Annotated in this window: 18 protein-coding genes; 13 read left to right on the top strand and 5 right to left on the bottom strand. The window is 68.5% G+C overall.

Going from position 1 to position 22,518, the window contains the following annotated elements; translation table 11 throughout:
- Positions 1-15: 15 nt before the first annotated feature.
- The 3 genes from ACFY1L_RS26455 (at position 16) to ACFY1L_RS26445 (ending at position 6,319) form a co-directional block, all read left to right on the top strand.
- Positions 16-699, top strand: coding sequence for a response regulator (locus ACFY1L_RS26455; RefSeq protein ID WP_388829141.1), 684 nt, complete (start codon positions 16-18; stop codon positions 697-699).
- A gap of 137 nt (positions 700-836) precedes the next feature.
- Positions 837-3,947 carry an efflux RND transporter permease subunit gene (locus tag ACFY1L_RS26450; protein WP_388829138.1) on the top strand — a complete coding sequence of 1,037 codons (3,111 nt, stop codon included), beginning with the start codon at positions 837-839 and terminating at the stop codon, positions 3,945-3,947.
- A gap of 119 nt (positions 3,948-4,066) precedes the next feature.
- Entirely contained in the window at positions 4,067-6,319 is a 2,253-nt protein-coding gene (locus tag ACFY1L_RS26445) for a PQQ-binding-like beta-propeller repeat protein (RefSeq protein ID WP_388829135.1), read from the top strand.
- Between the two features lie 15 nt (positions 6,320-6,334).
- On the opposite strand, the gene nadA is transcribed toward ACFY1L_RS26445, so the two are convergent.
- Positions 6,335-7,519, bottom strand: a complete 1,185-nt coding sequence (gene nadA, locus ACFY1L_RS26440; RefSeq protein ID WP_388829132.1) for a quinolinate synthase NadA — start codon at positions 7,517-7,519, stop codon at positions 6,335-6,337.
- A 293-nt stretch (positions 7,520-7,812) separates the two neighbouring features.
- Between nadA and ACFY1L_RS26435 the strand changes: the two genes are divergently transcribed.
- Positions 7,813-8,169, top strand: coding sequence for an iron-sulfur cluster assembly accessory protein (locus ACFY1L_RS26435; protein WP_030582488.1), 357 nt, complete (start codon positions 7,813-7,815; stop codon positions 8,167-8,169).
- Positions 8,170-8,256: 87 nt separating this feature from the next.
- On the opposite strand, the gene ACFY1L_RS26430 is transcribed toward ACFY1L_RS26435, so the two are convergent.
- Together ACFY1L_RS26430 and ACFY1L_RS26425 are read right to left on the bottom strand one after the other, a co-directional pair.
- On the bottom strand, positions 8,257-10,050 hold the full coding sequence (locus ACFY1L_RS26430) for a hypothetical protein (protein WP_388829128.1): 1,794 nt from the start codon (positions 10,048-10,050) through the stop codon (positions 8,257-8,259).
- Positions 10,051-10,213: 163 nt separating this feature from the next.
- The gene (locus ACFY1L_RS26425) at positions 10,214-10,423 is read right to left on the bottom strand and encodes a hypothetical protein (RefSeq protein ID WP_388829125.1); all 210 of its coding nucleotides are present in this window, start codon (positions 10,421-10,423) and stop codon (positions 10,214-10,216) included.
- A 130-nt stretch (positions 10,424-10,553) separates the two neighbouring features.
- On the opposite strand from ACFY1L_RS26425, the gene ACFY1L_RS26420 reads away from it, so the two are divergent.
- The gene (locus ACFY1L_RS26420) at positions 10,554-11,528 is read left to right on the top strand and encodes a carbohydrate kinase family protein (RefSeq protein WP_388829122.1); all 975 of its coding nucleotides are present in this window, start codon (positions 10,554-10,556) and stop codon (positions 11,526-11,528) included.
- Positions 11,529-11,540: 12 nt separating this feature from the next.
- Here the strand turns inward: ACFY1L_RS26420 and ACFY1L_RS26415 are convergent, their stop codons facing one another.
- Positions 11,541-12,917 carry a cysteine desulfurase/sulfurtransferase TusA family protein gene (locus ACFY1L_RS26415; protein ID WP_388829119.1) on the bottom strand — a complete coding sequence of 459 codons (1,377 nt, stop codon included), beginning with the start codon at positions 12,915-12,917 and terminating at the stop codon, positions 11,541-11,543.
- 288 nt (positions 12,918-13,205) lie between these two features.
- On the opposite strand from ACFY1L_RS26415, the gene coxB reads away from it, so the two are divergent.
- The 4 genes from coxB to ACFY1L_RS26395 all read left to right on the top strand — a co-directional run bounded on the left by coxB (position 13,206) and on the right by ACFY1L_RS26395 (position 17,694).
- Positions 13,206-14,174 carry a cytochrome c oxidase subunit II gene (gene coxB / locus ACFY1L_RS26410; protein WP_388829116.1) on the top strand — a complete coding sequence of 323 codons (969 nt, stop codon included), beginning with the start codon at positions 13,206-13,208 and terminating at the stop codon, positions 14,172-14,174.
- Positions 14,171-15,904 (top strand): cytochrome c oxidase subunit I, encoded by a 1,734-nt coding sequence (gene ctaD, locus ACFY1L_RS26405; RefSeq protein WP_388829113.1) that lies wholly within the window; start codon positions 14,171-14,173, stop codon positions 15,902-15,904. The genes coxB and ctaD overlap by 4 nt, the downstream gene beginning before the upstream one ends.
- A complete protein-coding gene (locus tag ACFY1L_RS26400) occupies positions 15,901-16,299 on the top strand; it encodes a cytochrome c oxidase subunit 4 (RefSeq protein WP_388829110.1) in 399 nt (132 codons plus the stop codon). The genes ctaD and ACFY1L_RS26400 overlap by 4 nt, the downstream gene beginning before the upstream one ends.
- A 132-nt stretch (positions 16,300-16,431) precedes the next feature.
- Positions 16,432-17,694 carry an Ig-like domain-containing protein gene (locus ACFY1L_RS26395; protein WP_388829103.1) on the top strand — a complete coding sequence of 421 codons (1,263 nt, stop codon included), beginning with the start codon at positions 16,432-16,434 and terminating at the stop codon, positions 17,692-17,694.
- A gap of 5 nt (positions 17,695-17,699) precedes the next feature.
- On the opposite strand, the gene ACFY1L_RS26390 is transcribed toward ACFY1L_RS26395, so the two are convergent.
- A complete protein-coding gene (locus tag ACFY1L_RS26390) occupies positions 17,700-18,104 on the bottom strand; it encodes a hypothetical protein (protein WP_388829099.1) in 405 nt (134 codons plus the stop codon).
- A gap of 145 nt (positions 18,105-18,249) precedes the next feature.
- Between ACFY1L_RS26390 and ACFY1L_RS26385 the strand changes: the two genes are divergently transcribed.
- The 4 genes from ACFY1L_RS26385 (at position 18,250) to ACFY1L_RS26370 (ending at position 22,452) form a co-directional block, all read left to right on the top strand.
- Positions 18,250-18,870 (top strand): heme-copper oxidase subunit III, encoded by a 621-nt coding sequence (locus ACFY1L_RS26385; protein ID WP_388829096.1) that lies wholly within the window; start codon positions 18,250-18,252, stop codon positions 18,868-18,870.
- 80 nt (positions 18,871-18,950) lie between these two features.
- Complete coding sequence (locus ACFY1L_RS26380) at positions 18,951-19,760, top strand: c-type cytochrome (RefSeq protein WP_388829093.1); 810 nt, start codon at positions 18,951-18,953, stop codon at positions 19,758-19,760.
- Positions 19,757-20,812, top strand: coding sequence for a Rieske 2Fe-2S domain-containing protein (locus tag ACFY1L_RS26375; protein ID WP_388829090.1), 1,056 nt, complete (start codon positions 19,757-19,759; stop codon positions 20,810-20,812). Before ACFY1L_RS26380 ends, ACFY1L_RS26375 begins: the two co-directional genes overlap by 4 nt.
- Positions 20,809-22,452: a cytochrome bc complex cytochrome b subunit gene (locus tag ACFY1L_RS26370; protein WP_388829087.1), complete on the top strand. Its 1,644-nt coding sequence runs from the start codon at positions 20,809-20,811 to the stop codon at positions 22,450-22,452. The genes ACFY1L_RS26375 and ACFY1L_RS26370 overlap by 4 nt, the downstream gene beginning before the upstream one ends.
- Positions 22,453-22,518: the final 66 nt, after the last annotated feature.

Raw genomic sequence — 22,518 nt, 5'->3', positions numbered from 1 at the left:
CGCAAAGGACCCCGCATGACCATCCGCGTCCTGCTCGCCGACGACCAGGCCCTGCTTCGCAGCGCCTTCCGTGTGCTCGTCGACTCCGAGCCCGACATGGAGGTCGTGGGCGAGGCGTCCGACGGCGCGGAGGCGGTGCGGCTGGCCAAGGAGGAGCGGGCCGACGTCGTGCTGATGGACATCCGGATGCCGGGCACGGACGGCCTCGCGGCCACCCGGATGATCAGCACCGACCCCACCCTCGCGCACGTCCGGATCGTCATCCTGACCACCTTCGAGGTCGACGACTACGTGGTGCAGTCCCTGCGCGCGGGCGCCTCCGGCTTCCTCGGCAAGGGCTCCGAGCCCGACGAACTGCTCAACGCCATCCGCGTCGCGGCCGGCGGCGAGGCCCTGCTCTCCCCGGCCGCCACCAAGGGCCTGATCGCCCGCTTCCTCGCCCAGGGCGGTGCGGGCGACGACGACCGCGACCCCGCCCGCACCGAACGGCTGGACGCCCTGACCGTCCGCGAGCGCGAGGTCCTCGTCCAGGTCGCCGGCGGCCACTCGAACGACGAGATCGCCGAGCGGCTGGAGGTCAGCCCGCTCACCGTGAAGACCCACGTCAACCGCGCCATGGCGAAGCTCGGCGCGCGCGACCGGGCCCAGCTCGTCGTGATCGCGTACGAGTCCGGGCTGGTACGTCCAAGGGTGGAGTGAGCTCAACCCGGCCGTACTGCGGCCGGAGTATGCGCCGTATAAGGAAATGGACCTGGGGGCTACGAAACAGCACTCACAGATGCCACAGGGTTTAGGAGCCACCACTTCTGCCGCTCCAGAAGAGAGATTCCTGACCCATGTCCTGGCTGTCCAAGTTCAGCCTCGCGCAACGGGCCCTGATCGGTCTGATGTCCATCATCGCGCTCGCCTTCGGGGCGATCGCGATACCCCAGCTCAAGCAGCAACTGCTGCCCTCCATCGAACTGCCGGTCGTGTCCGTGCTCGCGCCCTACCAGGGCGCCTCCCCGGACGTGGTCGAGAAGCAGGTCGTCGAGCCCCTCGAGGACAACCTCGAAGCGGTCGACGGCATCAAGGGCGTCACCTCCACGGCCAGCGAGGGCAACGCCGTGATCATGGCGTCCTTCGACTACGGCCCCGACACCAAGCAGCTCGTCGCCGACGTCCAGCAGGCCGTCAACCGGGCCCGCGTCCAGCTCCCGGACGACGTCGACCCGCAGGTCGTCGCCGGCTCCACCGACGACATCCCGACCGTCGTCCTCGCCGTCAGCTCCGACAAGGACCAGCAGGCCCTCGCCGACCAGCTCGACAGGACGGTCGTGCCGGACCTGAAGAACATCGGCGGCGTCGGCCAGGTCACCGTCGGCGGCGTACGCGACCTGCAGGTCTCGGTCACGCCGGACGACAAGAAGCTGGCGGCCGCCGGACTGACCACCCAGTCCCTGGCCCAGGCCCTGCAGGCGGGCGGCGCGACCGTCCCGGCCGGATCCTTCGCCGAGGACGGCAAGAACCGCACCGTCCAGGTCGGCGGCGGCTTCACCTCGCTCGCCCAGATCCAGGACCTGATGGTCACGGGCGAGGGCGGCAAGAAGCCGGTCCGCCTCGGGGACGTGGCCACCGTCGAGCAGCAGCAGGCCACCGCCGACTCCATCACCCGCACCGACGGCAAGCCCTCCCTCGCCGTCCAGGTCACCATGGACCACGACGGCAGCGCGGTCGCCATCTCCGACGCGGTCAAGGACAAACTCCCCGACCTGCGCAAGGACTTGGGCGCCGGCACGAAGATCACGGTCGTCAGCGACCAGGGCCCGGCGGTCTCCAAGTCCATCTCCGGCCTGACGACGGAGGGCGGGCTCGGCCTGCTCTTCGCGGTCCTGGTCATCCTGGTCTTCCTCGCGTCGATCCGCTCGACGCTCGTCAACGCGGTGAGCATCCCGCTCTCGGTCGTCCTCGCCCTGATCGTGCTGTGGACGCGGGACCTCTCGCTCAACATGCTGACGCTCGGCGCGCTGACGATCGCCATCGGCCGGGTCGTCGACGACTCGATCGTGGTCCTGGAGAACATCAAACGGCACCTCGGCTACGGCGAGGAGCGCCAGGAGGCCATCCTCAAGGCGGTCCGCGAGGTCGCCGGCGCGGTCACCTCCTCCACGCTCACCACGGTCGCCGTCTTCCTCCCGATCGGCCTGGTCGGCGGCATGGTGGGCCAGCTGTTCGGCCCGTTCAGCCTGACGGTGACGGCGGCCCTGCTGGCATCGCTGCTGGTCTCCCTGACGGTCGTACCGGTCCTGTCGTACTGGTTCCTGCGGGCCCCCAAGGGCACACCGGACGACGCCGAGGAGGCCCGCCGCAAGGCCGAGGAGAAGGAGGCGAAGAGCCGCCTCCAGCGCTTCTACGTGCCCGTCCTGCGCTTCGCGACCCGTCGCCGTCTGACCAGCGTGCTGCTCGCGGTCGTGATCCTGATCGGCACCTTCGGCATGGCACCCCTGCTGAAGACGAACTTCTTCGACCAGGGCGAGCAGGAAGTCCTCACCGTCAAGCAGGAGTTGAAGCCCGGCACCAGCCTGGCGGCCACCGACGAGCAGGCGAAGAAGGTCGAGCAGCTGCTCGCGGACACCAAGGGCGTCAAGGACTACCAGGTGACCGTCGGCTCGTCCGGCTTCCTGGCGGCCTTCGGCGGCGGCACGGACACCAACCAGGCGTCCTACCAGGTGATGCTGAAGGACGACGCGAAGTCCACGGACGTCACCGACGCCATCGAGGCGGGTCTGAAGAAGCTCTCCGGCATCGGTACGACCACGGTCTCGGCCGGTGACGGCTTCGGCAACCAGGACCTGAGCGTGGTCGTGAAGGCGGCCGACGCGGACGTCCTGCGCAAGGCGTCGGAGCAGGTGCGTACCGCGGTGGCGGGCCTGGACCACGTCACCGACGTGACGAGTGACCTGTCGCAGAGCGTGCCGCGCATCTCGGTCAAGGCCAACTCCAAGGCGGCCGCGGCCGGTTTCAACGACCAGACGCTCGGCGCCGCCGTCGCCCAGGCGGTCAAGGGCACCACCGCCGCCAAGGCGATCCTGGACGACACCGAGCGCGACGTCGTCATCAGGTCGGCGAAGCCGGCGACGACCGTCGACCAGCTGAAGAACCTCCGGCTGGGCCCGGTGAAGCTCGGTGACATCGCCACGGTGAAGCTGGTCGACGGCCCCGTCTCGATGACCCGTATCGACGGCCAGCGGGCCGCCACCATCACGGCGAAGCCGACCGGCGACAACACGGGCGCGGTCAGCACCAAGCTCCAGTCGAAGATCAACGCCCTGAAGCTCCCGGCGGGCGCCACGGCCGAGATCGGCGGGGTCACCTCCGACCAGGACAGCGCGTTCAAGAACCTGGGCCTGGCGATGCTGGCGGCGATCGCGATCGTCTTCATGCTCCTGGTCGCGACCTTCCGCTCGCTGGCCCAGCCGCTGATCCTCCTGGTCTCGATCCCCTTCGCGGCGACGGGCGCGATCGGCCTCCTGGTCGCCACCGGCACCCCGATGGGCGTCCCCGCGATGATCGGCATGCTGATGCTGATCGGCATCGTGGTGACGAACGCGATCGTGCTGATCGACCTGATCAACCAGTACAGGAAGCAGGGTTACGGCGTCGTGGAGGCCGTGGTCGAGGGCGGCCGCCACCGTCTGCGCCCGATCCTCATGACGGCCCTGGCGACGATCTTCGCCCTGCTCCCGATGGCCCTGGGCGTCACGGGCGAGGGCGGCTTCATCGCCCAGCCGCTCGCGGTGGTCGTCATCGGCGGCCTGATCACGTCGACCCTGCTGACCCTCCTCCTCGTCCCGACGCTCTACGCGATGCTCGAACTCCGCAAGGAGCGCCGCGCGAAGAAGCGGGCGGCGAAGAAGGCGGCGAAGACGGGCACACCGGTGCAGGAGCCGGAGCCCGCGGGCGTGTGACGGCCCGAGTCCCACGGCGGCCGGGTGGCGAACCCCTGTGGTTCGGCACCCGGCCGCCGCCGTTTCGCGGTTATGTATCTTGTGCCTCGAACTGCTTTACGGTGAAGGGGATCCCGGCGGTGCCACTGCACAAGGACGACCCGAAATCGGTCGGCGGGTACAAGCTGGTCGACCGGCTCGGCTCCGGAGGCATGGGCGTCGTCTACTGGGGCAGATCGCGCTCGGGCCGTGACGTCGCCGTCAAGGTGGTGCACGCCCAGTACGCGGAGGACAGGGTCTTCCGCGCCCGCTTCCGCCAGGAGATCGAGTCCGTCCGCAAGGTCAGCGGTGCCTTCACCGCGCCCGTGGTGGACGCCGACCCGGAGGCGATACGGCCCTGGATGGCGACCCAGTACGTGCCGGGCAGCTCCCTCGCCGAACGGATCCGCGACCACGGCGCGCTCAAAGGCACCGAACTGCGGCGGCTGGCCCTGGGGTTGGTGGAGGCGCTGCAGGACATCCACCGGGCCGGAGTGGTGCACCGGGACCTCAAGCCCGCCAACGTCCTGATGGCCGAGGACGGCCCCCGCGTCATCGACTTCGGCATATCCCGCGCCGCCGAGAACCACCAGACCCTCACCGAGACCGGCCAGATGATCGGCACTCCGCCCTTCATGTCACCGGAACAGTTCACCGACGCCCGCACGGTCGGACCCGCCTCGGACGTCTTCTCGCTCGCCGCGCTCCTGGTCTTCTCGGCCACCGGACGCGGCCCCTTCGACGCCGACAGCCCGTACCTGACCGCCTTCCGGGTCGTCCACGAGCCGCCCGGACTGGACGGCGTACCGGGGCCGTTGCGCGCGGTCCTGGAGCGCTGTCTGGTCAAGGACGCCGCCGACCGGCCTCAACTGGACGTACTGGCCAAGGAGTTCGCCGAGGCCCTGCCCGAGTCCGACCCCATGGACCCGGACACCACGACCCTCCGCCTGGCCGACCTGAGGACCTTCGAGGAGACCTACGCCGGGACCGGCCACGCGGCGCCCGGAAAGGTCACTCGGTTCGGGCGCACGCGTGGCCGCAGGGTCCGCCCATGGCTGGCGGTGGCCTGCACGGTGGGCGTACTGGCCCTGGGGACGGGGTGGTACATACGGTTCGGCCCGGGCTTCCCGGACGGTGCCCCGGCGGCGAGTTCCGCCGTGTCCGCGAACTCCCGATGGCCGGCCGTGCCCACCGGCTGGCAGCCCTGGCAGACGACGATGTTCAAGACGGCGGCGCTGGGCGAGGTCAACCCGTTGGCGAAGGACAACGGAGACCCGGGCGACGCCACCTGCGAGCGGTACGAGAACGCGGTCTACTGCGCGGGCAACAACGTCCTCCCGGTCCGTCTGGACGGCCGTACGGGCAAAACCGTCTGGCGCTCCGCCCTCGCCACCTCCGCCGAGGGCGCGGACTCGGCGCGGGACAACTTCGAACTCCTCGGGGTGCGGGACGACGCGATGCTCCTCCAGCACTACGTCTACGGGGCCGACGGGGGCACGAAGGCCAGCATCGTCGCCCTCGACACCGAGAGCGGCGAGCAGCTGTGGGCCCGCGAGCGGAACAACGTGACCGTCGACCAGATCGTGTCCGGCGACCTCATCCTGACCCCCGACACCAGCGGTCGGCTGGTGACGGCCCGTTCCCCACGCACCGGCACCGACCGCTGGACCACCCAGCTGCCCTCCGGCGACTACTGCCAGTTCGCGACGGAAGGCTCCCGCCTGTACGCGCACTGCTTCCCGGACGACGCGAACAAGGACGCCGTACTCCTGGAGCTGAACAAGGCCGACGGATCGGTGCTCCGGCGTCTGAACACCCCGAACGCGAGCGGCCTGCTCGGCACCGTCGGCGGCCGACTGGCCTTCGTGGTCGGCGGCGACAGCGGCCCGGTGCGCCCCGAGGAGCTGAAGTTCGGCGAGATCCGGCTGCTCGACCCGGACACCGGCGCGGCCACCACGACGAAGCTGACGAAGACCTACGACGGCGCGGTGCGGCTGGCCGCCGGCACCCTGTGGATCACCGGGGCCAACGGCCAGGTGACCGCCGTGTCCCCGCTGACCGGCAAACAGCTGTGGCAGACCCGTACCGACGTCGAGGGCTCGGGACAGCCCACGTACGACGCCCGCACCCGCACCCTCTACCTGGCCAGCACCAGCGGCCGGGTCGGGGCCCTGGACACCCGGAAGGGCAAGCTGCTGTGGGAGACGGGCGCACGCGCCGACCAGCTCGCCAGCGGTGACGTGACCAAGTCCAAGGTGCTGCTGTACGGCGGCGCAGTGGTCGTGAGCACGCCGGACGGCACGGTCTTCTCCCTCGACCCCGCGCACCCCGAGCGGAAGTCCGCATCGGGGTGACAGCGGGGCACACGGCTACGGCAGCGCCAGCATCCGCTCCAGCGCCAGCTTCGCGAACGCCTCGGTCTCCTTGTCGACCTCGATCCGGTTGACCAGGTTCCCCTCGGCCAGCGACTCCAGCGCCCAGACCAGGTGGGGCAGGTCGATGCGGTTCATGGTCGAGCAGAAGCAGACCGTCTTGTCGAGGAAGACGATCTCCTTGCCCTCGGGCGCGAAACGGTTGGCGAGGCGCCGTACGAGATTGAGCTCGGTGCCGATGGCCCACTTGGAGCCCGCCGGGGCCGCCTCCAGGGCCTTGATGATGTACTCCGTCGAACCGACGTAGTCGGCCGCGGCCACGACCTCGTGCTTGCACTCGGGGTGGACGAGGACGTTCACGCCCGGGATGCGCTCGCGCACGTCGTTCACCGAGTCGAGCGAGAACCGGCCGTGCACCGAGCAGTGACCGCGCCACAGGATCATCTTCGCGGCGCGCAGCTGGTCCGCGGTCAGCCCGCCGTTCGGCTTGTGCGGGTTGTAGACGACGCAGTCCTCGAGGGACATGCCCATGTCGCGGACGGCGGTGTTGCGGCCCAGGTGCTGGTCGGGCAGGAACAGCACCTTCTCGCCCTGCTCGAAGGCCCAGTCCAGGGCCTTCTTTGCGTTGGACGAGGTGCAGATCGTGCCGCCGTGCTTGCCCGTGAACGCCTTGATGTCCGCGGAGGAGTTCATGTACGAGACGGGCACGACCTGCTCGGCTATGCCGGCCTCGGTCAGCACGTCCCAGCACTCGGCGACCTGCTCGGCCGTCGCCATGTCGGCCATCGAGCAGCCGGCGGCGAGGTCGGGCAGGACCACCTTCTGGTCGTCCGACGTCAGGATGTCCGCCGACTCGGCCATGAAGTGCACACCGCAGAACACGATGTACTCGGCCTCCGGGCGCGCGGCCGCGTCCCGGGCCAGCTTGAAGGAGTCGCCCGTGACATCGGCGAACTGGATGACCTCGTCGCGCTGGTAGTGGTGGCCGAGCACGAAGACCTTGTCGCCGAGCTTCTCCTTGGCCGCGCGGGCGCGGGCCACGAGGTCCGGGTCGGACGGGGACGGCAGGTCGCCGGGGCACTCGACGCCCCGCTCGCTCTTCGGGTCGGCCTCGCGGCCGAGCAGCAGCAGGGCGAGCGGAGTCGGCTGTACGTCGAGCTCCGTGGTCTGGGCGGTGGTCACGACACGCACCCTTTCTGTTCTGCGGATGTTCTCTGCGGGAGTGCTTCTCGTCGAACTGACGCTATCTATCATAACCCGCTTCACGTCACTTTGACGATGGTCATAACGTCGATGTGACATGAATCCCGGTGCCTGGCCGGCAGGTGACCTTTGGGCCGCTGTTCGCTTTCCCGCCGGTGTGCGAGCATGAAAGGACAGGCGAAAAGACAAGTTGCTCGGCGCGGAATGAATCCGCGGCCCCGGCGGTTGCAATCGTCGGCAAGCAGTCTCCGTACAACCCGGGAGAGATGTAGATGTCCGTATCGGACGAGACCAGCACCGTCACCGACGGCATCATCCTGTCCGACGCCGCCGCGGCGAAGGTCAAGGCCCTGCTCGACCAGGAAGGCCGTGACGACCTGGCACTGCGCGTCGCCGTTCAGCCCGGCGGCTGCTCCGGCCTGCGCTACCAGCTCTTCTTCGACGAGCGCTCCCTCGACGGCGACGTGGTCAAGGACTTCGGCGGCGTGAAGGTCGTCACCGACCGCATGAGCGCCCCCTACCTGGGCGGCGCGTCCATCGACTTCGTCGACACCATCGAGAAGCAGGGCTTCACGATCGACAACCCGAACGCGACGGGCTCCTGCGCCTGCGGCGACTCCTTCAGCTGAGCCCTGAAGCCGGCTTGCTGAACAACTGAACACGCCGAAGGCGGCGGCCCCCTCCGACAGGGCCGCCGCCTTCGTGTATCTGCAGCGCTACTGCACGCCGGCCGACGTCCGCGGCAGCCGCGCCCCCTGCTTCATCAGCGGGATCTCCTTGCCGTCCGAGCCGACGACCTTCCGGTCACCCAGCGGCTCGTCGAGCTGCACCGTCTTCTCGATCTCCTTGGCGATCATGATGCAGACCTTGCCCCGCTCCTTGGTCTCGGTCACCGTCACGGTCACCTTGTTGGAGGTCTCGCTCGCCTTCGCCGCGTAGTCGGCGCACACCCCGCCGGTGAAGGTCACCGTCAGGTCCCTGCCGTCGGCCGTGTAGCCCTCCACCGCGACGTCACGCGTGACCGGCCCCGAGGTCGGCTCGTCGCTCGGTGCGGTCGCCGACGGGGTGGGCTCGCCGGAGGGCGAGTTCGAGGCCAGGTACTTCGGGTCCACGGCCGGATACGTCACCGTGAAGCCGTTCTGCGCGCCCGCGCCCTTCACCTGGAACAGCCAGGACGGCACCAGCGCCTGCCGCCCGTCCACGGCCCGCGCGGCCAGCCCGAACACCGCCTTGTCGACGGTGACGGTCTCCTTCGCGGGCGTGGCCGTCGCCCCAGAGGTCGAGGTCGACTGGCCGCAGGGCGCCTCCAGCCGGTCCTTCAGCGGTACGGGGCTGGCGCAGCCGCCGATGCCCATGCGGTGGTCGGTGGTCGGCGCCGCGTTCATCAGGTCCAGCGTCTTCTGCGCGCCCAGCACGGGGTACGTGTCCCCCTTCACCGGCGCCTTCAGCTGGCCGCTGCCGCCCACCACCTCGCCCTGTGCGCTCACGGTCAGCCCGGTCGACCAGCCGTAGGTGGGCAGTCCGCCGACCACCGGATCGGCGTTCACCGCCCGCTGGGCGCCCATGACCTGGCTCGCGTCCACCTTCGCGTCGTCCTGACCCAACGCCTTCAGCACCGGCGCCGCCGCCTTCTTCGCGGCCGCCTCGCTCACCGTGTCGCCGGCGGGGTTGGCGGGGTCCTGCGTGCACACGGTCATGCTCTTGCAGGCGTCGGTCCCGGCCGCGTACCGATGGAAGGTCCAGGTCCCCGGCGCCTGCTTGTTCACCACGAGACTGGGCCCGGATCCGTCCTTGCTCGGTCCGACCTGCCAGGCCTGCCCCGTCGCCACGGGCGTCCCGTCCAGCCCGAGCGCCTTCGCCAGCCGGGCCACCTCGTCCTTGGTGACCTCGCCGGACGCGCGGTACACGGGCGCCGAGTCCGGTCCGTCGGGGAGGCTGCCGTCGATCTTGTACGTCACGCCGTAGGGGTTGGGCTCGCCGGGCGCGATCCCGTTCGTACCGCCCTCGGAGTAGCCGTCGAGGGCAAGCGGCGGGGGAGTGCCGCCGTCACCGGGCGTCCCGGAGTTCGTAGCGCCGCCGGAGCCGCCGGTGGCGGACGCCGCGAGATAGGCCCCACCACCGCCGACGAGCAGCACGGCGGCGGCGACGGAGGCGATGAGCACGGGGGAGCGGCGGCGGGGCGGGCGGGGGTGCTCGGCCTCGGGACCGGGAGTGGCGTCGGGGATGTCGTCGTCGCCGGCGTCGGTCGCAGGACCGTCACCCGACTCGGTCGCAGGAGCTTCGGCGGCCTTGTTCTCCTCGGCCTCGGCGGCCATGGTCCCCTCGACCTCGGCGGCTCCTGACTCGGGGGCGTCCGCCTCGGCAGCTTCCGCATCGCCCTCCGTGACGCCTCGAGCCTCTTCTGCCTCGGCCCGCTGCTCGCGCCCGGCACCCCGCTCCGCCGTGGAGCCGGTGTCCTCCCGCTCCTCGGCGGGGCCGGCGGCGTCCTTGTCGGGTTGCTCGGTAGTCACCGCATCGCTCCTTCACCGTGCTGTCCATGACCCTGACCCGGCCCTGTCAAAACGGCCTGCGGGGGGTCGTATCGCGCATCCCCTTTACGGGGGACGGCGATGGGACGCACCGGGGGAGCGCGCGGTTCCCTCGAAGGCGCCGATCCGGACTACGCAGCCGGATTCAGTCGCCGTAGTCCGACATCGCGTCCAGCAGCCGGGCCGACTTCGGTGGCACCTGCACGCCGTGGATGAGTGACGGGGAGACCGGGCGGGAAGCAACCCGGTCGGGAGCAGCCCAGTGCGGGACCATCCTGGCGCAGTCCCCCCACAGCGACGCCATGTCGCCTTCGAGGTCGACCGGGGCCGGGGAGTGGACCTTGAGGTTCGTCATAGCGGAACCGTATGCACGCAGCACCCCGCGAAGAAAGATCTACTATCGGGTAGTTTTGGCCACTTCAGAGCGCTGCTACGACCCGGTAGCGTGAACTGTCAATCCGTCTCCCCTCAGGAGAGTCCCCGCCGTGCGCATCGCAGTCACCGGCTCCATCGCCACCGACCACCTCATGACCTTCCCCGGCCGCTTCGCCGACCAGCTCGTCGCGGACCAGCTGCACACGGTCTCGCTCTCCTTCCTGGTCGACAACCTCGACGTACGCCGGGGCGGCGTCGGCGCGAACATCGCCTTCGGCATGGGTCAGCTCGGCACCAACCCGCTCCTGGTCGGCGCCGCCGGCTTCGACTTCGACGAGTACCGCGCCTGGCTGGACAGGCACGGCGTCGACACCGACTCGGTCCGTATCTCCGAGACCCTGCACACCGCCCGCTTCGTGTGCACCACCGACGCAGACCACAACCAGATCGGCTCCTTCTACACGGGCGCGATGAGCGAGGCCCGCCAGATCGAGCTGAAGACCGTCGCGGACCGCGTCGGCGGCCTCGACCTGGTCCTGATCGGCGCCGACGACCCCGAGGCGATGCTCCGCCACACCGAGGAGTGCCGCTCCCGCCAGATCCCCTTCGCCGCCGACTTCTCCCAGCAGATCGCCCGGATGAACGGCGACGAGATCCGGATACTGCTGGAGGGCGCCACATACCTCTTCTCGAACGAGTACGAGAAGGGCCTGATCGAGTCCAAGACCGGCTGGTCCGACACCGAGATCCTCGCCAAGGTCGGCCACCGCGTCACCACGCTCGGCGCGCGCGGCGTCCGTATCGAGCGCGACGGCGAGGACCCGATCGAGGTCGGCTGCCCCGAGGAGGACCGCAAGGCCGACCCCACGGGTGTCGGCGACGCCTTCCGCGCGGGGTTCCTGTCGGGACTGGCGTGGGGGGTCTCGCTGGAGCGGGCCGCACAGGTCGGCTGCATGCTCGCCACCCTGGTCATCGAGACGGTCGGCACCCAGGAGTACCAGCTGCGGCGGGCGCACTTCATGGACCGCTTCACCAAGGCGTACGGCGACGAGGCCGCCGCCGAGGTCCAGAAGTACCTGGCGTAACTCCCCGAAGGGTTACGAGACCCGGCGGACCACATAGGCCGAGCCCTGGTCCGCCGGCTCCTCGCCCACGTACTCCTGCCCCCGCATCTCGCACCACGCCGGGATGTCCAGGCGGGCCGCCTCGTCGTCGGCCAGAACCCTGACCGTGCCGCCCACCGGGACGTCGCCGATCACCTTGGCCAGTTCGATGACGGGGAGCGGGCACAGCTTGCCCAGCGCATCCACGACCAGCGTGTCCTCCTGCCGCACCGTCACGGGAACAGGCGCCCCCAGCTTCTCCCGCACCCCCGCCACCGCCCCCGGCAGCACCTCCAGGAACCGCTCGACGTCCTCCCGCGGCGTCCCGAGCGGCAGCGAAACCCGCACGTTCCCCTCACTCAGCACCCCCATCGCCTTCAGCACATGGCTGGGCGTCAGCGTGCTGCTCGTACAGGACGACCCGGACGAGACGGAGAAACCCTCCCGGTCCAGCTCGTGCAGCAATGTCTCCCCGTCGACATAGAGACAGGAGAAGGTGACGATCCCGGGCAGCCGCCGCACCGGATCGCCCACGACCTCCACATCGGGCACCAGTTCCGCCACCCGCACCCGAATCCGCTCCGTCAGCTCCCGCAGCCGTACCGCCTCTTGCGCCGCCTCGGCACGCACCGCCCGCAGCGAAGCCGCTGCCGCGACGATGCCGGGCAGGTTCTCGAACCCCGGCGCCCGCCCGGACTCCCGCTCGTCCACGGCCCCTTGGGGAGCGAACCGCACACCCTTCCGCACGACGAGCAGCCCCACCCCGGACGGCCCACCCCACTTGTGCGCACTGGCCGCCAACAACGACCAGTCCCCCTCGACCGGCCCCCACCCCAACGACTGCGCCGCATCCACCAACAACGGCACCCCGGCCTCCCGGCACACGGCGGCCACCTCCGCCACCGGCTGCTCCGTCCCCACCTCGTGGTTGGCCGACTGAAGACAGGCCAGCGCGGTGTCCGACCGAAGAACGCTCTCGTACGACTCGACACTCACCGCCCCCGACCGCAGCACAGGCACCTCGGTCACCGACCCGCCGTCCGCCTCGTGCACTTCGGCCGAATGGAGCACCGAGGAGTGTTCGACAGCTGACACGATCAGGTGACGCCCGATGCGCCGCCGCCCCGCCAACGCGCCCGAGATGCCTGCGTGCACCGCCCGGGTGCCGGAGGAGGTGAAGACCAACTCGTCCGGCCTGCAGCCAACGGCCTCGGCAGCGGCCTCACGCGCGGCGTCCAGGAGCAGTCGGGCCTTACGTCCTTCCCTGTACAGGCGTGCGGGATCCGCCCACCCTTCATCGAGCGAGGCCAACAACGCCTGACGAGCGACGGGATGGAGGGGAGCAGCAGATGCAGCGTCGAAGTAGGACACATGGCAACCGTAAGACGTGGTGCAGGACAGCAGCCCCAAAGGGGCGCGGGGCGGTGACGTCAGCGGCTGCGCCGCGGGGCGCGAACAGCCACAAACAACCCGCACCCGCCAAACAAGCGAACCCATGGAGTGAGTAGGCACCCCTCCCCGCGAACCCCCGGAACGCGTCGGCTAGGGTTTGGTCCGCATAAACATCCAAACCCCTGCCCGACGCAGGGCGGCGACCGACCACCGAAGAAGGCAGGCCGCAGCCAATCCGCGCGGGCGAGACTCTCGGGAAGGCGCTACGTGAGTCCCAACGGCTCCGACCGCTCGCCGCGGCGCCCGATGCGGCGGAAGCTGCTGCAGGCAATGACCGCGGGCCTGGTCCTGGCGACAGCCACCGGTTGCTCGTACAACTGGGAAGACTTCCCCCGCCTTGGTATGCCCACCCCGACCACGGAAGAGGCTCCGCGGATCCTCTCCCTGTGGCAGGGTTCCTGGGCTGCCGCGCTCGCTACCGGCGTGCTGGTGTGGGGCCTGATCCTGTGGAGCGCGATGTTCCACCGGCGCAGCAGGACCAAGGTCGAGGTCCCTCCGCAGACCCGGTACAACATGCCGATCGAGGCGCTGTACACGGTCGTTCCGCTCATCATCGTCTCGGTGCTGTTCTACTTCACGGCCCGCGACGAGACGAAGCTCCTCAGCCTCACGGACAAGAAGCCGGACGTCACCGTCAACGTCGTCGGCTACCAGTGGAGCTGGGGCTTCAACTACATCGCGCCCGTCGACGGCGTCACCGGTAATGCGAAGACCGACAAGAACCTGGCCGCGATCCCGGACCGGTTCAAGAAGGAATTCCCGGCGAACGCCGGCGGTGTCTACGACGTCGGTACGCCGGGCACGCGGAACCCGCAGACCGGCAACCCGGGTCCGACGCTGTGGCTCCCCGAGGGGAAGACGGTCCGCTTCGTCCTCACCTCGCGTGACGTCATCCACTCCTTCTGGGTGGTGCCGTTCCTGATGAAGATGGACGTCATCCCGGGCCACACCAACGCCTTCCAGGTGACCCCCAACAAGCAGGGCACCTTCCTGGGCAAGTGTGCCGAGCTCTGCGGCGTCGACCACTCCCGGATGCTGTTCAACGTGAAGGTCGTCTCCCCCGAGCGCTACGAGCAGCACCTCAAGGACCTCGCCAAGAAGGGGCAGACCGGTTACGTTCCCGCCGGCATCGCGCAGACGAGCCACGAGAAGAACCGGGAGACGAACAACCTGTGAGCATCCTCAACGAACCCCAGGGTGCCGCGGCAGAGTCCCACTACGCGGACGAGCTGCCGGTCCGGCGCAAGCAACCCGGCAACGTCGTGATCAAGTGGCTCACCACCACTGACCACAAGACGATCGGGACGCTCTACCTCGTCACGTCCTTCGCGTTCTTCCTGATCGGCGGCGTCATGGCGCTGCTGATGCGCGCCGAGCTCGCCCGGCCCGGTCTGCAGATCATGTCGAACGAGCAGTTCAACCAGGCGTTCACGATGCACGGCACGATCATGCTGCTGATGTTCGCGACGCCGCTGTTCGCCGGCTTCACGAACTGGATCATGCCGCTGCAGATCGGCGCGCCCGACGTGGCGTTCCCGCGGCTGAACATGTTCGCCTACTGGCTCTACCTGTTCGGCTCGACGATCGCGGTGGGCGGCTTCCTCACGCCGTCGGGCGCGGCCGACTTCGGCTGGTTCGCCTACAGCCCGCTGTCGGACGCGGTCCGCTCGCCGGGCATCGGCGCCGACCTGTGGATCATGGGTCTGGCCTTCTCCGGCTTCGGCACGATCCTCGGTGCGGTCAACTTCATCACCACCATCATCTGCATGCGCGCGCCGGGTATGACCATGTTCCGCATGCCGATCTTCGTGTGGAACGTGCTGCTGACCGCGGTGCTGGTCCTGCTCGCCTTCCCGGTCCTCGCGGCCGCGCTGTTCGCCCTGGAGGCGGACCGCAAGTTCGGTGCCCATGTCTTCGACTCGGCAAACGGCGGCGCCCTACTCTGGCAACACCTCTTCTGGTTCTTCGGCCATCCAGAGGTGTACATCATCGCGCTGCCGTTCTTCGGCATCATCTCCGAGGTCATCCCGGTCTTCTCCCGCAAGCCGATGTTCGGCTACATGGGCCTGATCGGCGCGACCATCGCGATCGCCGGCCTGTCCGTGACGGTGTGGGCCCACCACATGTACGTCACCGGCGGTGTGCTCCTGCCGTTCTTCTCCTTCATGACGTTCCTCATCGCCGTACCGACCGGCGTGAAGTTCTTCAACTGGATCGGAACGATGTGGAAGGGGTCCTTGAGTTTCGAGACCCCGATGCTCTGGGCGACCGGCTTCCTGGTCACCTTCACCTTCGGTGGTCTGACCGGTGTCATCCTGGCCTCGCCGCCGATGGACTTCCACGTCTCCGACTCGTACTTCGTGGTGGCGCACTTCCACTACGTCGTCTTCGGCACCGTCGTCTTCGCGATGTTCTCCGGCTTCCACTTCTGGTGGCCGAAGATGACCGGCAAGATGCTCGACGAGCGCCTCGGCAAGATCACCTTCTGGACGCTGTTCATCGGCTTCCACGGCACCTTCCTGGTCCAGCACTGGCTGGGTGCCGAGGGCATGCCGCGTCGTTACGCCGACTACCTGGCGGCCGACGGCTTCACCGCGCTGAACACGATCTCGACGATCAGCTCGTTCCTGCTCGGCATGTCGATCCTGCCGTTCCTCTACAACGTGTGGAAGACGGCCAAGTACGGCAAGCCGGTCGGCGTCGACGACCCGTGGGGCTACGGCCGCTCGCTGGAGTGGGCGACCTCCTGCCCGCCGCCGCGGCACAACTTCCTCACCCTGCCGCGGATCCGCAGCGAATCCCCGGCGTTCGACCTGCACCACCCTGAGATCGCGGCCCTCGACCAGCTCGAGAACGCGCCTCATGGTGAGAAGGCTCTGGCTGGTGGCAAGGAGGCCGGCAAGTGAAGGTTCAGGGCAAGATGTTCATGTGGCTGAGCGTCTTCGTCCTCGCCATGGCGGTGGTCTATGGCGTGTGGTCGAAGGAGCCGGCCGGTACCACGGCGCTCTTCCTGGCCTTCGGGCTGTGCATCATGGTCGGCTTCTACCTGGGCTTCACCGCCCGGCGGGTCGACGCGGGTGCCATGGACAACAAGGAGGCGGACGTCGCGGACGACGCCGGCGAGGTCGGGTTCTTCAGCCCGCACAGCTGGCAGCCGCTCTCCCTCGCGGTCGGCGGCGCGCTCGCCTTCCTGTCGATCGCGATCGGCTGGTGGCTGATGTACTTCTCGGCGCCGCTGATCCTGATCGGCCTGTACGGCTGGGTCTTCGAGTACTACCGCGGTGAGAACCGCACCCAGTAGCACGACCCGAGCACCAAAGGAGCCCGGACACTCCGTCAGGAGCGTCCGGGCTCCTGCGTTTGCCGTAATGATGTTCCCTCGTACGAGTCACCCGGCGCGCCGTGCTTGACGAATGTCCATAGCGTCGGGGACATGAACCACACTCCGAGCACCCGCACCGTCGTCAGCTGCACGATGCTGGTGATCGCCCTCGGTGCGGGCGGCACCGCTTGCAGCGGCGGCGGCAACCCGCTGACCGACAAGCCGTACGACGCGACGGACCAGATCTCCTTCAACGGACCGAAGGAGACCGGGAAGAAGGCCGACCCCGACAAGCCCCTGGAGGTCACCGCCGAGGACGACGACGGCCGTATCACGGACGTCACGGCCACGGACGCCACCGGTCGCTATGTGACGGGCGAACTCTCCGCCGACGGCACCCGCTGGCACAGCACCTCCCCGCTGGCCGCCGACGCGCACTACACGGTGCGGGTGAGCACGGAGGACGAGGACGGGGCGCCGGGCCGCAAGGTCCTCGCCTTCGACACCAGCAAGCCCACCACCAAGAAGCGCCTGACCGTCGAGTTCGGGCCCAAGTCCGGCAAGTACGGCGTCGGCCAGCCCATCACCGCCAAGCTGAACAAGCCCGTCAAGGACAAGGCCCAGCGGGCCGTCGTCGAACGGGCGCTACGGGTGGACTCCGTGCCCGCCGTGCAGGGCACCTGGTACTGGGTGGACGACAAGGAACTCCACTACCGCCCCAAGGAGTACTGGCCCGCGCACGCCACCGTCCAGGTGCGCAGCGACCTGGACGGCGTCAAGGTCGGCGACCGGCTGTGGGGCACGAAGACCAAGCCCCTGAAGCTGACCATCGGCGACCGCGTCATCGCCGTCACCGACGCGGCGTCCCACTCCATGACGTTCTACAAGAACGACGAGGAGATCAACCAGATCCCCGTCACCACCGGCAAGCCCGGCTTCGACACCCGCAACGGCGTCAAGGTGGTACTGGGCAAGGAGTACTTCGTACGTATGCGCAGTGCCACCGTCGGCATCTCCGAGGGCTCCGCGGACTCGTACGACCTGCCCGTCTACTACGCCACCCGCGTCACCTGGAGCGGCGAGTACGTCCACGCCGCCCCCTGGTCGGTCGGCTCCCAGGGCTACGCCAACGTCAGCCACGGCTGCACCGGCATGAGCACCAGCAACGCCGAGTGGTTCTTCGAGCACGTCGAGGAGGGCGACGTCGTGAAGGTCGTCAACTCCCAGGGCGACACCATGGAGACGTTCGGCAACGGCTTCGGCGACTGGAATCTGGACTGGAAGAAGTGGCGCCAGGGCAGCGCCCTGGTGAGCGGGACACCGGACGGGCCCCGCCCGGAGGATGCGGCGAGGCTGCGCCCAGAGTCCGTGTGAGGCGTCTAGGCGCTCTGCTGAAGGCTCTTCTTCCGCAGCAGGGAGGCCAGGGCCGACGCGAACTCCACCGGCTCCACCGGCAGCGTCACAGCGGCGTCCGCACGGCTCCACGTGGCCAGCCACGCGTCCTGGGGCCGCCCGATGAGCAGCAGCACCGGCGGGCAGTTGAACACCTCGTCCTTGATCTGCCGGCACATGCCCATCCCGCCCATCGGCACGGCCTCGCCGTCCAGGACGCAGACGTCGATCCCGCCCCGGTCCAGCTCCTTGAGGACGGCGGCCGGCGTCGCGCACTCCAGGAACTCGACGACGGGAACGTCGGGAGCAGGCCTTCGCCCGGTCGCGAGCCGCACCTGTTCGCGGGTGTTGGAGTCGTCGCTGTAGACCAGCACCGTGGCGGTCGGCTGCATTGTTCCTCCGAGACGTCAGCGTCGTACGGAAAGGCCCGTTGCGGCGGATGTTACTCCGTTCAACACCACGTCAACACCGGTATGGACGGGAGCAACACTCCGAACGGCACCCCCCGGAGTGAGGGCGGGATAAGCGACCGACATAATGTCGGTCGTGGCGACAGCAACGACAGTAGAAACCGGGCACGCGCACCCGTCGGTCAACCGGCCGAACCTCACCAGCGTCGGAACCATCATCTGGCTGAGTTCCGAGCTGATGTTCTTCGCGGCCCTCTTCGCGATGTACTTCACCCTGCGATCGGTGACCGGTCCGGATCACTGGAAGGAGATGGCGAGCCATCTCAACCTTCCGTTCTCCGCGACCAACACCACGATCCTGGTGCTCTCCTCCCTCACCTGCCAGCTCGGCGTGTTCGCCGCCGAGCGCGGGGACGTGAAGAAGCTCCGGGGCTGGTTCATCGTCACGTTCGTGATGGGTGCGATCTTCATCGGTGGTCAGATCTTCGAGTACACGGAGCTGGTGACGAAGGACGGGCTCTCGCTCTCCTCCGACCCGTACGGCTCGGTGTTCTACCTGACCACCGGCTTCCACGGCCTGCACGTGACGGGCGGCCTCATCGCCTTCCTGTTCGTCCTCGGCCGCACGTACGCGGCGAGGAGGTTCACCCACGAGCAGGCGACCGCGGCCATCGTCGTGTCCTACTACTGGCACTTCGTCGATGTCGTGTGGATCGGCCTCTTCGCCACGATCTACCTGATCAAGTAGCCGGGCCCGTTCCCGCGTGCGCCCGCGCGGCGCACATACCCAAAGCATCGACGCAGAAGATCCTGACACCGGGGTAATCCGTGAAAAAGCTCTCCGTACGACGACGCCATCCCATGGCGGCGCTCGTCGTCCTACTCCTCGCGCTGGCATGCACCGGGGGGCTGTACGCCGCGTTCGCACCCGCGAGCAAGGCGCAGGCCGATGAAACCGCCCAGTCTCTCGCCATCGACGAGGGCAAGAAGCTCTACTCCGTGGGCTGCGCCAGCTGCCACGGCACCGGCGGTCAGGGCACCTCCGACGGTCCGAGCCTCGTCGGCGTGGGCGCCGCGGCCGTCGACTTCCAGGTCGGCACCGGCCGTATGCCGGCCCAGCAGCCGGGCGCGCAGGTCCCGAAGAAGAAGGTCATCTACACGCAGGCCGAGATCGACCAGCTCGCGGCGTACATCTCCTCCCTGGGCGCCGGTCCGTCCATCCCGACGAAGGCGGAGTACGGCCCCGACGGTGCCGACATCTCCAAGGGTGGCGAGCTGTTCCGCACCAACTGCGCGCAGTGCCACAATTTCACCGGCAAGGGCGGTGCGCTGACGCACGGCAAGTTCGCGCCGAGCCTCGAGGGCGTCGACCCGAAGCACATCTACGAGGCCATGCAGACCGGCCCGCAGAACATGCCGTCGTTCCCCGACACCACGCTGTCGGAGCAGAACAAGAAGGACATCATCGCGTACCTGAACGCGGTCAACGGAGACGACACCGAAAGCCCCGGCGGTCTTGAGCTGGGCGGTCTCGGCCCGGTCTCCGAAGGCCTGTTCGCCTGGATCTTCGGACTCGGCGCGCTGATCGCGGTCGCCGTCTGGGTCGCCGCTCGGACCGCAAAGGCCAAGAAGTCATGAGTAGCCAAGACATTCCAGAAGAGAACCTGCCCGCTGAGCAGGACGCGCACGGCACCGTAGGCATCGCGGACGAGAAGGACCCGTTCGCGGACCCCGGTCTGCCGCCCCACGAGCACCGGGTGCAGGACATCGACGAGCGGGCCGCCAGGCGGTCCGAGCGCACGGTGGCCATGCTGTTCACGGTGTCGATGCTGGCCACGGTCGGCTTCATCGCCTCGTACGTGGCGATCCCGCACGACAAGGCGATCTTCGTCTTCCCGATCGGGCACATCAACGCGCTGAACTTCGCGCTCGGCCTGACCCTCGGTCTGGCCCTGTTCGCGATCGGCGCGGGCGCGGTCCACTGGGCCCGCACCCTGATGTCCGACGCGGAGATCGCCGACGAGCGCCACCCGATCGAGGCGTCGCCCGAGGTCAAGACCAAGGTCATGGCCGACTTCAAGCAGGGCGCCAAGGAGTCCGCGCTCGGCCGTCGCAAGCTGATCCGCAACACGATGTTCGGTGCGCTGGCCCTGTTCCCGCTCTCCGGCGTCATGCTGCTGCGCGACCTCGGTCCGCTGCCGGGGACCAAGCTCCGCCACACGCTGTGGTCCAAGGGCAAGCTGCTCGTCAACATGAACACGAACCAGCCGCTGCGTCCCTCGGACGTCGCGGTCGGCTCGCTCACCTTCGCCAAGCCCGAGGGCCTGGAGGAGCACGACGAGGAGTTCCAGACCGAGATCGCCAAGGCGGCCCTGATGATCGTCCGGCTGCAGCCGGACAACATCAAGGACAAGCGCGAGCTCGAGTGGTCGTACGAGGGCATCGTCGCGTACTCGAAGATCTGCACCCACGTCGGTTGCCCGATCTCCCTGTACGAGCAGCAGACGCACCACGTGCTGTGCCCCTGCCACCAGTCCACCTTCGACCTCTCCGACGGTGCCCGAGTGATCTTCGGCCCCGCCGGTCACGCTCTGCCGCAGCTGCGCATCAGCGTGAACGACGAGGGCTACCTCGAGGCGCTCGGCGACTTCGAAGAGCCCGTCGGTCCTGCATTCTGGGAGCGCGGATGAGCACCAACGAGACCAACGGGAACAATGCCGCACGCCGCGGCAAGGCGCCCGCCGGCGAGCGCGTCGCCGACTGGGCCGACGGCCGACTGGGGATCTACTCCCTGGCCAAGTCCAACATGCGCAAGATCTTCCCCGACCACTGGTCGTTCATGTTGGGCGAGGTCTGCCTCTACAGCTTCATCATCATCATCCTCACGGGTGTGTACCTGACGCTGTTCTTCCACCCGTCGATGAACGAGGTGGAGTACCACGGCAGCTACGTCCCGCTGCAGGGACAGCTGATGTCCGAGGCGTTCAACTCGACCATGCACATCTCCTTCGATGTGCGCGGTGGTCTGCTGATCCGGCAGATCCACCACTGGGCGGCGCTGATCTTCCTCGCCGGCATGTTCGTGCACATGATGCGCGTGTTCTTCACGGGTGCGTTCCGCAAGCCGCGTGAGGTCAACTGGCTGTTCGGCTTCCTGCTGTTCGTCCTGGGCATGTTCACCGGCTTCACCGGTTACTCGCTCCCGGACGACCTGCTCTCCGGCACCGGTGTCCGCTTCATGGAGGGCGCGGTCCTGTCCGTGCCGATCGTCGGCACGTACCTGTCGTTCTTCCTCTTCGGCGGAGAGTTCCCGGGCGGCGACTTCGTGGCCCGCTTCTACTCGATCCACATCCTGCTGCTGCCGGGCATCATGCTCGGCCTGGTGGTCGGCCACCTGATCCTGGTCTTCTACCACAAGCACACGCAGTTCGCGGGCCCCGGAAAGACGAACAACAACGTCGTCGGCATGCCCCTGCTGCCGGTGTACATGGCGAAGGCCGGCGGCTTCTTCTTCCTGGTCTTCGGTGTCATCGCGGCCATCGCGGCGATCGCCTCGATCAACCCGATCTGGGCCATGGGCCCCTACCGTCCGGACCAGGTGTCGACCGGCGCCCAGCCCGACTGGTACATGGGCTTCTCCGAGGGCCTGATCCGTGTCATGCCGGGCTGGGAGATCAACCTGTGGGGCCACACGCTCGTCCTGGGTGTGTTCATCCCGCTGGTGATCTTCCCGCTGGTCCTGGTCTCGATCGCGGTCTACCCGTTCATCGAGTCCTGGGTCACCGGCGACCGGCGCGAGCACCACATCCTGGACCGCCCGCGCAACGCCCCGACGCGTACCGCCTTCGGTGCGGCGTGGATCTCCTGGTACTTCGTGCTGCTCGTCGGTGGTGGCAACGACCTCTGGGCGACCCACTTCCACCTGTCGATCAACTCGATCACCTGGTTCGTCCGCTGCGCGTTCTTCATCGTGCCGGTGCTCACGTTCATCGCCACCAAGCGGATCTGCCTCGGCCTGCAGCGCCGGGACAAGGACAAGGTGCTGCACGGCCGCGAGTCGGGCATCATCAAGCGCCTGCCGCACGGTGAGTTCATCGAGGTGCACGAGCCGCTCAGCCAGGACGCGCTGCACACCCTCACGGCGCACGAGCAGTACAAGCCGCTCGAGATCGGCCCGACGGTCGACGAGAACGGCGTCGAGCGCAAGGTGAAGGGCGCCGAGAAGCTGCGCGCCAAGCTCAGCGAGGCGTACTACGGCGAGGAGTCCCAGATCCCGAAGCCGACCGTCGAGGAGTACAAGGAGATCACGAGCGGCCACGGCCACCACTGATCGCTGCGCTCGCCACGCGCACCAGAAGGGCCCCGTCCGGTGTTCGGACGGGGCCCTTCTCCATGC

The sequence above is a fragment of the Streptomyces sp. NPDC001663 genome (genome assembly GCF_042893105.1).
GTDB lineage: Bacteria > Actinomycetota > Actinomycetes > Streptomycetales > Streptomycetaceae > Streptomyces.
Note: the sequence above shows the minus strand (reverse complement) of the source record. Positions and strands in the feature narration are given on the sequence as shown.

Bases quoted from the DNA above. Each gene is read 5' to 3' on its own strand.
- ACFY1L_RS26455 (WP_388829141.1), top strand. From the start codon at position 16: ATGACCATCCGCGTCCTGCTCGCCGACGACCAGGCCCTGCTTCGCAGC.
- ACFY1L_RS26450 (WP_388829138.1), top strand. From the start codon at position 837: ATGTCCTGGCTGTCCAAGTTCAGCCTCGCGCAACGGGCCCTGATCGGT.
- ACFY1L_RS26435 (WP_030582488.1), top strand. From the start codon at position 7,813: ATGTCCGTATCGGACGAGACCAGCACCGTCACCGACGGCATCATCCTG.
- ACFY1L_RS26425 (WP_388829125.1), bottom strand. From the start codon at position 10,423: ATGACGAACCTCAAGGTCCACTCCCCGGCCCCGGTCGACCTCGAAGGC.
- ACFY1L_RS26395 (WP_388829103.1), top strand. From the start codon at position 16,432: ATGAACCACACTCCGAGCACCCGCACCGTCGTCAGCTGCACGATGCTG.
- ACFY1L_RS26390 (WP_388829099.1), bottom strand. From the start codon at position 18,104: ATGCAGCCGACCGCCACGGTGCTGGTCTACAGCGACGACTCCAACACC.
- ACFY1L_RS26385 (WP_388829096.1), top strand. From the start codon at position 18,250: ATGTCGGTCGTGGCGACAGCAACGACAGTAGAAACCGGGCACGCGCAC.
- ACFY1L_RS26375 (WP_388829090.1), top strand. From the start codon at position 19,757: ATGAGTAGCCAAGACATTCCAGAAGAGAACCTGCCCGCTGAGCAGGAC.
- ACFY1L_RS26370 (WP_388829087.1), top strand. From the start codon at position 20,809: ATGAGCACCAACGAGACCAACGGGAACAATGCCGCACGCCGCGGCAAG.